Raw genomic sequence first — 12,467 nt, forward strand, 5'->3', positions numbered from 1 at the left:
GTTGCTCGTTCGGTACCGCTCCGGAGCCGCGCCGGCCACCCCGCCGTCACCGCCCGGTCACGGGCGGAAGGTACCCCAGCTGTCGTCCTCGACCCGGGTGCGGTTGAAGTACGACACCCGGTCGGTGACGGCGTTCGGCAGCTTGTCGCCGACCTTGTCGGCGACGGCACCCGCCGCCTTCCCGGCCACCGCGCCGGCCTGCTGCTTGGCCTTGTCGGCCGCGCCCTGCACCTTGGGGTTGCGGGCCACCTGCCGGGTGGCCTTGGCGATCTGTTCGTACCGCTGGCGCCCGGCCCGCGAGCCCAGGATGTAGCCCGCCGCGAGTCCCACGGTCAACGACAGCTTCCACATGATCGGATTCCACCCTCTCCTGGCGGCCATTGCCGCAATGCTCTACCCGTTCAGCGGGGCGGCGAACCGTCCGCGCTCCCCAGCATCCCCGGGTGCCGCGCCGGGCGCGCGCGGGGCACGCCGGGCAGGGGGTCCGCCGGGGCGGCCGGGGAAAGCGATTGGCGGACCACCCCCCCGAGTGCGCTAATGTATGTCCCGCAGCGAGCGCCGAGGAGCCCGGGGAACCGGGGGCCGAAGCGGAAGCTCGATCCCCCATAGCTCAATTGGCAGAGCAGCCGACTGTTAATCGGCAGGTTATTGGTTCGAGTCCAATTGGGGGAGCTCAGGTGGCGGGCCTTCGGGTCGGCCGTCCTGGCCGTGGTGCGACTGTGGTCCACCGCGATCCCGCATAGCTCAATTGGCAGAGCAGCCGGCTGTTAACCGGCAGGTTTTTGGTTCGAGTCCAAATGCGGGAGCTTCACCGGGCCCGCCCGGTGAGTGCTCAGAGCGAAGGCCCCCCGGCCACCGGGGGGCCTTCGTGTTTCCCCGACCCGACCCGACCCGACCCGACCCGACCGGGCCGGGCCGGATCGGGGCAGTCGGGGTCAGGCGGTGGCTTGCCGGTACAGCTCGGCGACCCGCTCGTCGAAGGTGACGCTGTACGAGGTGCCGGGCGTCTCGCCGCCCTCCTGGTAGCCGCCGATCACGCCGACCACCGCGCCGGTCGTGGTGACCCAGGGGCTCCCGCTGGTGCCGTCGGTGTAGCCGCCGCAGTCGAAGCGCTCCTGGGTCGGACTCTGTGAGCGGGTATGTGCCGAACAGGTGATCGGTTCATCGCTTCCATTGGGATAACCGGTCACCGAGACGGCGAGGCCGAAGCCCTGGCCGGTGCCGAGCGGGTTGCCGCCGACCGCGTCCTCGACGTCCCGCCCGCCCGCCGCCCGCAGGGTGACGAAGGCCACGTCGTACTCGGGGTCGTCGTCGGAGGCCCAACGCGGATCCACGGTGATCGACTCGACCGGCCAACTCCCGTACGGCGAGTACCCGTTGCGATAGCCGGGGGTGAACACCAGGCCGTCCAGCAGGCCGATCCGGCGGCTCTGCACGCAGTGCGCGGCGGTCACCAGCAGATTGCGCCCGGGGCTCTGCACCACGCTCGCCGTACAGGCCCGCGGGCCCTGCGGGGTCCGCACCGAGAGGGTGCCGATCCGGTCGCCCACCGGGCTCCGCGGCGCCACCTCGGCGGTCGGCGCCCGGTCGCTCCCGCCGCAGGCGGCGCCGGCCAGCAGCAGGGCCGCCAGGGCGGCCGCCTGGGCCGCGCGCGCGGGCCGTACCGGGCGGGAGTCCATCGGGGCTCCGTCTCGTCCTCGGGGCGGGCCCTGCCGGTCCTGCGGTCCGCCGTTCGTGAGGAAGATCTACCAGGCCGGGCGCGGCGACGCCAGCCCGGCCCGGTCAGCCCGTGGCCCGGTCGTAGAGGGCCCGCACGCGGTCGCCGAAGTAGCAGCTGTACGAGGTGTCGGGGCTGTTGCCGCCCTCCTGGTAGCCGCCGATCACGCCGACCACGGTCCCGGTCCGGGTGTCCGGGTCGAAATCCGTCACCCAGGGGCTGCCGCTGGTGCCGCCGGTCCAGTCCGGGCAGTCGATCCGCAGCTGGGAGGGGCTCTGTTCGGAGGTGGTGTTGCTACAGGTGATCGGGACGTCGCTGGTGCCGGGGTAGCCGGTCACCTTCACCGGCAGCCGGTGGCCGCGGTCGATGCCCAGCCGGTTGGCGCCGAGCACCTGCTGCACCTGCCGGCCGCCCTGCGGCTGGACCACGGCGAAGGCGACGTCCACGTCCGGGTCGGCGCCGTCCTTCCAGGCCTGGTCGACGGTGACGGCCAGCAGGGGCCAGACGCCGCTCGGGGTCTCGCCGTCCCGGTAGCCGGGGACGAAGACCAAGTCGCCGCGCTGACCGAGCTTCGGGTCCCAGACGCAGTGCGCGGCGGTGACGATCAGGTTCAGCCCGGCGCTGTCGACCACGCTGGCGGTGCAGAAGTGGTCGCCGTCCGCGTTGCGCGTGAAGACGGCGCCGACCAGGCCGTTGAGCACGGTGGGCTTGGCGGTGCGGGTGACGCCGGTGTGCCGGGCGAGCGCGCCGCGCAGCCGCTCGCTGCTCCAGCCGTGGCTGTCCGCGGGGGCCGTGGCCGGGTGGGAGCTCACCGTCGGGGTGGCGCCGCCGGGGCCCGCCGCCGTGGTGCAGCCCGCCGCCGCCAGGACCGCCAGCGCGGCGCCGGCCGCCGCCAGCTCACGTACCGTCATCCGCCCAGGCTCCCGGGGCCGCCACGGGCCCGCCAGCGGGGCTGCTCCGGCCGGGGAGGCCTGAGTGGCCGGGCGCACCCATGTGCGCCCCCGGCGCGCACCACGGGTGATCGACCGGCTATGCTGCCCGGGACGGCCTTCCGGGGCCGTCTGCTGCTGCCGTGACCGGGTCACCGGCGCGCGCGGCGAACCGGGGCGGTAGCTCAGCCGGTTAGAGCAGGGGACTCATAATCCCTTGGTCGTGGGTTCGAGTCCCACCCGCCCCACCTTTCGCCCGGACGACCGGGCTTGACCAGGTGTGGTCATCTGCACGAACTCTAGTGACCGGCGACGGCGGCGACTGTACCGACAGGCCGGTAATCACCCGAATAGGGCCGCTTCGAAGCCACGTTGACGCCCCCGGCGGCCCATGGGCCGCCGGGGGCGTTCCGCTGTCGGCCGTGGCAGCCCCTCCGCCGTCAGCCGAGCCGGGCCGGCTCCACGACCAGGTCGCCGTCGCCGTCCTTGCGGAGCACGGAGACGGCCAGCTCCGGGTGCTTGCCCCCGGCGGTCAGGACCCGGAGGTCGGCGAGCAACTGGGAGGAGTCGTCGACGAAGAACCTCAGCGGCTCCGGGGAGGTGGCCGCGAAGTCCAGCACGTCCTGGGCGCTGCGGCGGTGCAGCGCCCACTCCCAGGCCCGCCAGGAGCGGCCCTGGTCACGGTTGAGCACGCCGAGCCAGAGGTTGTCCTCGGCCGATCCCCAGTCCTCCACCGTCTCGCCCCAGGCGCGGCTCCCGGCGAGGGAGACCGCCACCCGGCCGTCCCCGGCGCCGCTCGCCTCGATCACGGCGACCCGCTCGGCCACGCCGGGGCGGGCCGCCTCGCCGCGCAGCAGGTCCCGGCCGGCGCTGCCCGCCCAGCCGGTCCGCCCGCCGTCCGGCTGGGCGTTGCTGACGACGGTGAAGGTCAGGCAGCCCGCCACGGCCACCACGGCCGCGCCCGAGCGGAGCCGGGCGGCGCCCGTCCCGCCCGTCGTACCGGGGTGCTGCCCGGCCAGCGCCCGGCGGCCGAGCATCGGCAGCAGCGCGGCGGCGAAGCAGATCAGCCCGACCACCAGCAGCTGGTGGAGCATCTTCTCGTAGAAGTAGGACGTCACGCCGACGGTGGCCAGCTGGTACTCCATCACGCCGAAGCAGAGCAGCGAGACCGCGGTGAGCGAGAGCAGGGCCACCCGGCGCGGCCGGTTGGCGCGCGCGCCGCGCGTCAGCAGGGCGGCGAACGCGGCCACCACGAGCGGCAGCAGGAGGTGCCGGCTGACCGGGCCGATGCCGCCGGGCAGCGTCAGGACGTCCGCGGAGCCGGCCGACTGGTGGTTGACGTACGGCGGGAACAGCGCGAGCGCGCCGCCGAGCAGGGCGACCGGCAGCACGGTCGCCCAGTGCCGGAGCCAGCCGCGCCGGTTCACCACGGCCCAGGCGAGCACCGTGGCAGCGGCCGCCGGGAGCAGCAGGTAGTGGCCGAAGGAGACGCCGACCGTCAGCGCGGCCAGCACGGCGACCTGCTCGCGGGTGCGGTCGAGCGGGCGGATCGCCAGGCCGACCAGGAGCGCGAGCAGACCGAGGGCGAAGAGCTCGCTCAGGAAGCCGCGGCTGTGCAGACGGGGCAGTTCGGCGACGATCAGGTAGGCGGTGGCCGGGACGGCGAGCGCCAGCCCCCGCCAGCCGCGCAGCGCGGGCCCGGCGGCGCGGCGCACCGCCCACAGGACGGCTGCCGCCAGCGCGGCCGTGACCAGGGTGAAGAGTGTGACGAACAGCGACGCCTGGGCGAGCGGCGCCCCCCGCTCGGTGCCCCCGTGCAGGAAGCTGGTCACCACCGCCAGCGTCAGGTGGCTGCCCTGCGGGTAGGTGCCGAGGCCCAGCGTCACGGTGTCGAACGCCGCGTCCCGCTGCAGGGAGGCGAGACCGCCCAGGCGCAGGATGGTGTCGTAGAGGGCCGCGTGGCGGCCGAGGTCCTCGGCCTCCAGGACGGTACCGAGGCGGCCGACGGCGTCCCGCCGCAGCAGTGGGTAGAAGAGGAACACGGCGGCCGCCGCGGCGCCGAGGAGCACCGGGCGGTCGCGGACCGGGACGACGCGGCGCAGCCGGGCGCGCAGCGGCTGGGGGCCGGTGGGCGCTTCCGGAGGGCGGACCAGCCGGAGCGCGGCCAGCGGGAGGGCGGTGGCCTCCGCCAGCGCGACCGGGTGCAGGCCCCAGGGCCAGTAGCCGGCCAGCAGGCCGAGCGCGCAGGTCCAGCCGATCAGCACGGCGCCGGAGATCATCAGCCGGTCGAAGGCGGAGGCCCGGGAGCGGATCAGCGACGCGGTGGCGAACCAGACGAGTGCGAAGGTCACGAGGTCGGCCGAGGCCAGGTGGAGGACCGGCGGGAGCCCGAGGAGGGCGGCGGTGAACCAGAGCTGCCGGGAGTCCGGGCGGCGGTCCCACGGAACGCGGAACCATCCACCCCCGGCGGAACCCTGTCCCGTCGTCACCGGATCCTCCACAGATCTGACGGGCGTCGCGATCGACATCTATCCCCCATGGACATGATGAAATGTTGAGAATATTGAGCAGTAAGTATGAATATCCGTGCCAGCACTAGTGTGAGCCATGGTGCGTGTGCTCAGCGCACCGGGGAGGCCCGGGCGGGCGCCCCCCGCGCCCCGGCCGGACCGCTGTCCCGTCCGGCCCGCGGCCGTAGGGGCGTCGCCGTCGGCTCCGTATCCTGGCCCGATGCTCGAACCCGCACTGCTGCCGACCCCGCTGACGGACTGCACCGACGAGGCGTTGGCGCGGGCCGGGGTGGAGCTCCGGCTCAAGCGCGACGACCTGCTGCACCCCACGGTGCCGGGCAACAAGTGGCGCAAGCTCGCACCCAACCTGGCGGCCGCCGTGGAGCAGGGGCACACCCGGCTGCTGACCTTCGGCGGCGCCTACTCGACCCATCTGCGGGCGGTCGCGGTGGCGGCCGGCGCACTCGGGCTGGAGAGCGTCGGGCTGGTGCGGGGCGAGGAACTGGCGGGCGCCCCGCGCAACTGGTCGCTGCGGGCGGCCGAGGCGGCGGGCATGCGGCTGGAGTTCCTGCCGCGGACGGCCTACCGGGAGACGGCCGGCCGGTGGGCGGCCGACACCGGGGTCGAGGCCGCTCTGCGGCGGCGCTGGGGCCCGTGCCTGGTCCTGCCGGAGGGCGGCTCCAACGCCTTGGCGGCGATCGGCGCGGCGGCCGTCCCGGCGGAGCTGCCCGACCTCGGCGCACGGGACGTGGTCTGCTGCCCGGTCGGCACCGGCGGCACCCTCGCCGGGATCGCGGCCGGACTGCCGCCCGGCGCGCGGGCGCTCGGCGTGGCGGTGCTGCGCGGCGGTGCCGGCTACCTGGAGGGCGAGGTCGCCCGGCTGCACCGGGCCGCGTACGGCCGCGAGTTCGACAACTGGCGGATCGACCACGACCACCACGGCGGCGGCTACGGCAAGGTGCCGGCCGCGCTCGCCGCCTTCGCCGAGGACTTCGAGCGGCGCCACGGGATCGCGCTGGAGCACCGCTACGTCGCCAAGCTGCTCGCCGCCCTGACGGAGCTGGCCGCCGCCGGTGCCTTCCCGGCCGGCACCCGGCTGACCGCGGTGGTCACCGGCCTGCCCGACCCGCAGCAGGGCCGGCCCTCGCCGACCTGACGGGCCCGGGACGCCCGCTGGTGCGACCACGCGTCCCCGGCCTTCCGGCGGGAGGTGTCGCCCTCGCACGGATCTCCTCCGCCCGCGCCGCGCGGACCCCGACGCCGCCGCTCCCTAGCCGAAGGTCAGGTTGGCGCAGGGGTCGGTGTCGGCCCCGCGGGCGTTCTCGGCAATGCCGGTGGGGACGCCGGTCGGGGTGCCGGTGGCGGCGGCGCCCGGTGCGGCCGTCCGGTCGGCCGCCGGCCCGGCCGGGGCACCGGGGGCACCCGCGACACCGGGGGCGCCCGGGACGGGCCCGGTGGCCGCGGTGGGGTGGTAGTCGCGGCCGAGCGTGATGACGATGCCCCCGGCGCCCGGCTCCTCGACGGACCGGGCCTGCGGGAAGACCAGCGCCAACTGGTCGGCGGCGGTCTTGAAGGCCGGGTCGTACGCGATCTCGGTGCGCAGCCGGCTGCCGCCGGTGGCGTCCAGGGTGATGTTCTGGAAGCCCTTGGCGCGGACCGCCTCGGCGCCCTTCCCGGCCAGCCCCGGGGTGCCGACCCCGTTGACCACGGTGATCGGTACGGCCGACTGCTCGGGCGAGAGCGCGGTGGGCGAGGCGTCCGGGGCGGCGGAGGGGGAGGGCGGGGCGGCGGCCGGGTCGGCGGCCTGGCCGGTGCTCTGCCCGTCCAGGGTGCGGTCCTCGCGCAGCAGCTTCCAGAGGGTGTCCACGTCGGGGTGGACCAGCGCGACCCGTTCGCCGGAGAAGCGCCAGGGGGTGGTGACGAAGGTGATGTCGGAGAGCTTGATGCCCTGCAGCGACTGGGCGAAGTCCACCAGCTTCATCGCGGTGCCCAGGCCCTCGTCCACGGTGAGCGAGCGGGTGGCGGCGTCGGCCAGCGGGAGCAGGGTCGGCAGCGAGAAGCCGAGCCCCTGGATCTTGCTGATCATCGCGGAGAGGAAGGCCTGCTGGCGCTTCATCCGCCCGATGTCGGAGTTGTCGCCGAAGCCGTACCGCGCCCGCAGGTAGTCGACCGCGGGCTGCCCGGAGAGCTTCTGCAGCCCCTTCCTGAGCTTGATGTTGTGCGAGTTCACGTCGTTCGGGACGCAGACGTCCACGCCGTTGATCGCCTCGGTCATAGCGGCGACGCCCTTGAAGTCGACCACGATGGTGTGGTCCACCCGCAGGCCGGTGAGCGCCTCGACGGTGTTCTGCGTGCAGGCGGGGTTCCCCTGGGGGAACTCGCCTATGGTGAACGCCGAGTTGAACATCTGGTTGGTTCGGGGCTCGGTCCACCGGCCGCTGGGCAGCTTGCAGGCCGGGATGGTCACCAGCGCGTCGCGGGGGATCGAGACGCCGACGGCGTGCTTGTGGTCCGCGTAGACGTGCAGCAGGATCGCGGTGTCCGAGTGGCCGACGCCCTCCTCGCCGCCGCCGAGGTCGGCGTTGCCGTCGGTGCGGGTGTCCGAGCCGAGCACCAGGACGTTGACCGGGACGGACGCGCCCGGGGTGACCGGGACGGGGGCCGGCGGCCGCTCGGTCGCGACGCCGCCCGCGTCGAAGGTGGTGATGTTGCTGTCCAGCCGGTGGTAGAACCACGCCCCGGCCCCCGCCACCGACAGCACGAGAACGGCGGCGAGGCCCACGGCGGTCTTCACGATGCGCCGCCGGCGCGAGCTGCTGCTCATCCCCCGGGCCCCCCGTCTCCTGATGTCGTCCCCGCACGCACCGGCCCATGGGCAGGCCTGTGCGAATCTCGAACGTTAGACGTTTCGGGGGAGGGTTCGGTTACAGCCGACGGGCGGCCAATTCGGCCGGATCGGCCCCGGGGCCTGTGATGCTTCTCACCCGGCCGCTTCTCACGCGCCGGGGCCGGAGGCTCCCGCCAGCATCCGGCGGAGCAGGTCGCGCAGCGCCGTCCGCTCGTCCGGGCCGAGCGCGGCCAGCGGTTCGCGGGCGAAGTTCAGCGACTCGCGCAGCTCCTCGGACGCGGCGGAGCCGGTCTCGGTGGCGGCGACGAGCTTGACCCGGCGGTCCTGCCGGTCGGCCTCCCTGGTCACGAAGCCGCGCGACTCCAGGCGGTCGACGATGCCGGTGATGTTGGAGGGCTCGCAGCTGAGCGTCTGGGCGATGTGGCGCATCGGCATCGGTCCGCGCCGCAGCAGGGCGAGGACCTTGGCCTGGGCGCCGGTGAGCGAGCGGGCGGCGGCGGCCTCCTCGTACTCGCGGTGGAAGAGCGCGACCAGATTGGCCATCAGGTCGACGACCTCACGGGTGATCTCGTCGGGCTGCGGCGTGGCGGCCCCGGTCGGCTGGGTGTCCATGGGTGACAGTCTACCTGAACAGTTGACAACCTGAACCTTTCATGTCCATCGTTACTTCAGTCGCTCAACCTTTCAGGTCGCGCGGCATCACCGGGGGACCACCCAGACACCTCAAGGAGCACCACCGATGGCAACGCAGGAAGCGCCCGCCACCGCCCGCGAATGGCACCTCGCCGCCCGCCCGCAGGGCTGGCCGGTCCCGACGGACTTCGCCCTGGTCGAGGCACCGGTCCGGTCCCCGGGCCCCGGCGAGATCCTGGTGCGCAACGCCTACCTCTCGGTCGACCCCTACATGCGCGGCCGGATGAACGACGTGAAGTCCTACGCCCCGCCGTTCCGGCTCGGCGCGCCGATGGACGGCGGCGCGGTCGGCTACGTGGTCGCCTCCGCGGCCGAGGGCTTCGCCCCGGGCGACGCCGTGCTGCACGGCCTGGGCTGGCGCGAGTACGCCACCCTGCCCGCCGAGCAGGCGGTGAAGGTCGACCCGGCCGCCGCACCGCTCTCCGCCTACCTCGGCGTCCTCGGCATGACCGGTCTGACCGCCTACGCGGGCCTGCTCGCGGTCGGCGGTCTCAAGGAGGGCGACCGGGTCTTCGTCTCCGGCGCGGCCGGCGCGGTGGGCTCGATCGTCGGCCAGATCGCCCGGCTCAAGGGCGCCTCGCTGGTGGTCGGCTCGGCCGGCTCGGCGGAGAAGGTCGCCCGGCTGGTCGAGGACTTCGGATTCGACGCCGCGTTCAACTACAAGGACGGCCCGGTCCACGAGCAGCTCGCCAAGGCCGCCCCGGAGGGCATCGACCTCTACTTCGACAACGTCGGCGGCGACCACCTGGAGGCCGCGATCGGCGCGCTCGGCGTGCACGGCCGCGCGGTGCTCTGCGGCGCGATCGCCCAGTACAACGACACCACCGCCCCGGCGGGTCCGCGCAACCTGGCGCAGGCGATCGGCAAGCGGCTGCGCCTGGAGGGCATGCTGGTGCGCGACCACGCGGCCCTCCAGCCGCAGTTCGTCGCCGAGGTCGGCGGCTGGCTGCGGGAGGGGAAGCTGCGCGAGGAGCAGACCGTGGTGGACGGCTTCGAGAACACCGCGGAGGCCTTCCTGGACCTGCTGCGCGGCGCCAACACCGGCAAGATGGTGGTCCGCCTGAACGGCTGACGCCGGATCGGCCCGTCGACCGCCCCGCCGCCCTCCCCGGGCGCGGGGCGGTTTGCGTACCGGGCGCAGGGAAGCGGGCCGCACTACCGCATTCCGGCCCGATCCGAAAGTGCGTCAGTCATGGTGCGGGACGGCGCGGTACGGTGGTCCCGCCTGACGATGGGGCCGTTCGGGGGAGAGATCCCACCGAGGGGTGGACCTCCTTGGGGATTCGATTAGCATTGAGCGAAAGCCTGTCCGTTTTGCTCAATTTAGTGGCTTAATGTCGGCTAACGTGGGTAACTGTGGATCAACTACAGGCGCGAACGCGAGGCAGCTGGGGAAGGCGACCCTCGTCCACAGCCTGGAGGTCCCGGTGACGACACGTGGAGTCCTGTACGTCCACTCCGCGCCCCGCGCGCTGTGCCCGCACGTCGAGTGGGCCGTCGCGGGGGTGCTCGGTGTGCGGGTGAGTCTGGACTGGATCCGCCAGCCGGCCGCGCCCGGGCACTGGCGGGCCGAGCTCTCCTGGCAGGGAGAGACCGGTACGGCCTCGAAGCTCGCCTCCGCGCTGCGCGGCTGGCAGTTGATGCGGTACGAAGTCACCAGCGAGCCCTGCGCCACGGCGGAGGGCGAGCGGTACAGCAGCACACCCGCGCTCGGCATCTTCCACGCCGTCACGGGCATCCACGGCGACATCCTGATCCCCGAGGACCGGCTCCGCGCCGTCCTGCTGCGGGCCCGCAGCGAGGGGGCCGACCTGGAGGCGGAGATCGCCCGGCTGCTCGGCAAGCCCTGGGACGACGAACTGGAGCCCTTCCGCTACGCCGGCGAGGGCGCCCCGGTGCGCTGGCTGCACCAGGTGGTCTGAGGCAGGTGCTCTGAGCCAGGTGGTCCGGGCCAGGTGGTCCGGGCCAGGTGGTCCGGGCCGGAGCCGTCCGGCCCGGACCATGACGAAGGGGCCGGCGCTCGTGACGAGCGCCGGCCCCTTCGTCATGGGCGTCGGAGCGGGCCTCAGACGGTGCGGAAGGCCAGCACCACGTTGTGGCCGCCGAAGCCGAACGAGTTGTTCAGCGCGGCGATCCGGCCCTCGGGCAGCTTGCGCGGCTCGTCCCGGACGATGTCCGCGTCCACGTCGTCGTCCAGCTCGCCGACGTTGATGGTCGGCGGGGCGATCCGGTTGTACAGGGCCAGTACGGTGGCGACGGTCTCGATGCCGCCGGCGCCGCCCAGCAGGTGGCCGGTCATCGACTTGGTCGCCGAGACGGCGATGTGGTCGAGGTGCTCGCCGAGCTCCTTGCGCAGCGCCTTCAGCTCGGCCGTGTCGCCCTGCGGGGTCGAGGTGGCGTGCGCGTTGACGTGCACGATCTCGGCCTTGTCGAGCGGGTTGCGCTCGAACAGGTCGGCCAGCGCACGGGCCACACCGGCACCGGTGGGCTCGGGCTGGGCGATGTGGTGGGCGTCCGAGGAGAGGCCCTGACCCACCGCCTCGCAGTAGATCCGGGCGCCGCGGGCCTCGGCGTGCTCGACCGACTCCAGTACGACCACGCCCGCGCCCTCGCCGAGCACGAAGCCGTCGCGGCCCTTGTCGTACGGGCGGGAGGCGCCCTCGGGGTCGTCGTTGTTCTTGGACATCGCCATCATGTTGGCGAACGCGGCGATCGGCAGCGGGTGGATCGCGGCCTCGGTACCACCGGCCACCACGACGTCGGCGCGGCCGCTGCGGATCATCTCGATCGCGTAGCCGATCGCCTCGGCGCCGGAGGCGCAGGCGGAGACGGGGGTGTGCACACCGGCTCGGGCGCCGACCTCCAGGCCGACGTTGGCCGCCGGGGAGTTCGGCATCAGCATCGGCACGGTGTGCGGGGAGACCTTGCGGGCGCCCTTGTCCTTCAGCACGTCGTACTGGTCGAGCAGGGTGGTGACACCGCCGATGCCCGAGGCGATCACGGCGCCCAGGCGTTCCGGCGCGAGCTTGGAGGAATCGTCGGTGGCCGGCGTCTCGTAGCCGGCGTCGGCCCATGCCTCGCGGGCCGCGATCAGCGCGAACTGCGCCGAGCGGTCCAGCCGGCGGGCCAGCGGACGGGGGAGGATCTCGCCCGGCTCGACCGCGGTGCGCGCGGCGATCCGGACGGGCAGCTCGGTGGCCCACTCCTCGGTCAGGGCAGCCACTCCGGAGCGCCCGGCGACCAGGTTCTCCCAGGTGGTGGCGGCGTCGCCGCCCAGCGGCGTGAAGGCGCCGATACCCGTGACGACCACGGTACGGTTTTCAGCGGTCACTGGATCTTCTTCTCTCACGTTTGTGCGGGGGCGGCGGCGAGCCGTGGATGGCCCGGCCGGGCGCCCGGTGGGGCGTCCCGGCCGGCGTGTCGGCCGCCTGCTGGAGGCGGCCGACGTCAGGCGTCGAACGAGTCGAACGCTCAGGCGTTGGCGAGGATGTAGTCCACCGCGTCGCCGACGGTCTTCAGGTTCTTGACCTCGTCGTCCGGGATCTTCACGTCGAAGCGCTCCTCGGCGGCCACGACGACCTCGACCATGGAGAGCGAGTCGACGTCCAGGTCATCGGTGAAGGACTTGTCGACCTCGACGTCCTCGGTCGGGATGCCGGCGATCTCGTTGACGATCTCAGCGAGACCTTCCAGGACCTCGTCCTTGGTAGCCATACTGGCTGCTCCTCTTCGGTGTTGAATGCGCCGCCCGGCGGACGGACGCAGGCTTG

At 73.7% G+C, this 12,467-nt stretch carries 11 protein-coding genes and 3 tRNA genes; 6 read left to right on the plus strand and 8 right to left on the minus strand.

What is annotated here, in order from left to right; all coding sequences use genetic code 11:
• Positions 1-57: 57 nt before the first annotated feature.
• On the minus strand, positions 58-354 hold the full coding sequence (locus tag ACIF6L_RS06530) for a hypothetical protein (RefSeq protein ID WP_396487126.1): 297 nt from the start codon (positions 352-354) through the stop codon (positions 58-60).
• A gap of 245 nt (positions 355-599) precedes the next feature.
• Between ACIF6L_RS06530 and ACIF6L_RS06535 the strand changes: the two genes are divergently transcribed.
• Both ACIF6L_RS06535 and ACIF6L_RS06540 read left to right on the plus strand, forming a co-directional pair.
• Positions 600-672, plus strand: a tRNA-Asn gene (locus ACIF6L_RS06535).
• Between the two features lie 61 nt (positions 673-733).
• Positions 734-806 (plus strand) — tRNA-Asn (locus tag ACIF6L_RS06540).
• A 129-nt stretch (positions 807-935) separates the two neighbouring features.
• Here the strand turns inward: ACIF6L_RS06540 and ACIF6L_RS06545 are convergent.
• Together ACIF6L_RS06545 and ACIF6L_RS06550 are read right to left on the minus strand one after the other, a co-directional pair.
• Complete coding sequence (locus tag ACIF6L_RS06545; protein ID WP_359802934.1) at positions 936-1,679, minus strand: trypsin-like peptidase domain-containing protein; 744 nt, start codon at positions 1,677-1,679, stop codon at positions 936-938.
• A 103-nt stretch (positions 1,680-1,782) separates the two neighbouring features.
• Positions 1,783-2,628 carry a trypsin-like serine peptidase gene (locus ACIF6L_RS06550; protein ID WP_396487010.1) on the minus strand — a complete coding sequence of 282 codons (846 nt, stop codon included), beginning with the start codon at positions 2,626-2,628 and terminating at the stop codon, positions 1,783-1,785.
• A 192-nt stretch (positions 2,629-2,820) separates the two neighbouring features.
• Between ACIF6L_RS06550 and ACIF6L_RS06555 the strand changes: the two genes are divergently transcribed.
• Positions 2,821-2,894 (plus strand) — tRNA-Ile (locus ACIF6L_RS06555).
• Positions 2,895-3,086: 192 nt separating this feature from the next.
• On the opposite strand, the gene ACIF6L_RS06560 is transcribed toward ACIF6L_RS06555, so the two are convergent.
• Positions 3,087-5,135 (minus strand): hypothetical protein, encoded by a 2,049-nt coding sequence (locus ACIF6L_RS06560; protein ID WP_396487009.1) that lies wholly within the window; start codon positions 5,133-5,135, stop codon positions 3,087-3,089.
• A 241-nt stretch (positions 5,136-5,376) separates the two neighbouring features.
• Between ACIF6L_RS06560 and ACIF6L_RS06565 the strand changes: the two genes are divergently transcribed.
• Entirely contained in the window at positions 5,377-6,312 is a 936-nt protein-coding gene (locus tag ACIF6L_RS06565) for a 1-aminocyclopropane-1-carboxylate deaminase/D-cysteine desulfhydrase (RefSeq protein ID WP_396487008.1), read from the plus strand.
• A 114-nt stretch (positions 6,313-6,426) separates the two neighbouring features.
• Here the strand turns inward: ACIF6L_RS06565 and ACIF6L_RS06570 are convergent, their stop codons facing one another.
• Positions 6,427-7,980, minus strand: a complete 1,554-nt coding sequence (locus tag ACIF6L_RS06570; RefSeq protein WP_396487007.1) for an LCP family protein — start codon at positions 7,978-7,980, stop codon at positions 6,427-6,429.
• Positions 7,981-8,151: 171 nt separating this feature from the next.
• Positions 8,152-8,616, minus strand: coding sequence for a MarR family transcriptional regulator (locus ACIF6L_RS06575; RefSeq protein WP_329487507.1), 465 nt, complete (start codon positions 8,614-8,616; stop codon positions 8,152-8,154).
• A gap of 127 nt (positions 8,617-8,743) precedes the next feature.
• Between ACIF6L_RS06575 and ACIF6L_RS06580 the strand changes: the two genes are divergently transcribed.
• Positions 8,744-9,769: an NADP-dependent oxidoreductase gene (locus tag ACIF6L_RS06580; RefSeq protein ID WP_396487006.1), complete on the plus strand. Its 1,026-nt coding sequence runs from the start codon at positions 8,744-8,746 to the stop codon at positions 9,767-9,769.
• 355 nt (positions 9,770-10,124) lie between these two features.
• Positions 10,125-10,619 carry a DUF3145 domain-containing protein gene (locus tag ACIF6L_RS06585; protein ID WP_329487504.1) on the plus strand — a complete coding sequence of 165 codons (495 nt, stop codon included), beginning with the start codon at positions 10,125-10,127 and terminating at the stop codon, positions 10,617-10,619.
• A 143-nt stretch (positions 10,620-10,762) separates the two neighbouring features.
• On the opposite strand, the gene fabF is transcribed toward ACIF6L_RS06585, so the two are convergent.
• A complete protein-coding gene (gene fabF, locus ACIF6L_RS06590; protein WP_380390992.1) occupies positions 10,763-12,028 on the minus strand; it encodes a beta-ketoacyl-ACP synthase II in 1,266 nt (421 codons plus the stop codon).
• Positions 12,029-12,168: 140 nt separating this feature from the next.
• Positions 12,169-12,411, minus strand: a complete 243-nt coding sequence (locus ACIF6L_RS06595; protein ID WP_329487501.1) for an acyl carrier protein — start codon at positions 12,409-12,411, stop codon at positions 12,169-12,171.
• Between the last annotated feature and the right edge of the window lie 56 nt (positions 12,412-12,467).

It is taken from the genome of Kitasatospora sp. NPDC086009, from assembly GCF_044540385.1.
In the GTDB taxonomy this organism is placed as follows: Bacteria; Actinomycetota; Actinomycetes; order Streptomycetales; family Streptomycetaceae; genus Kitasatospora.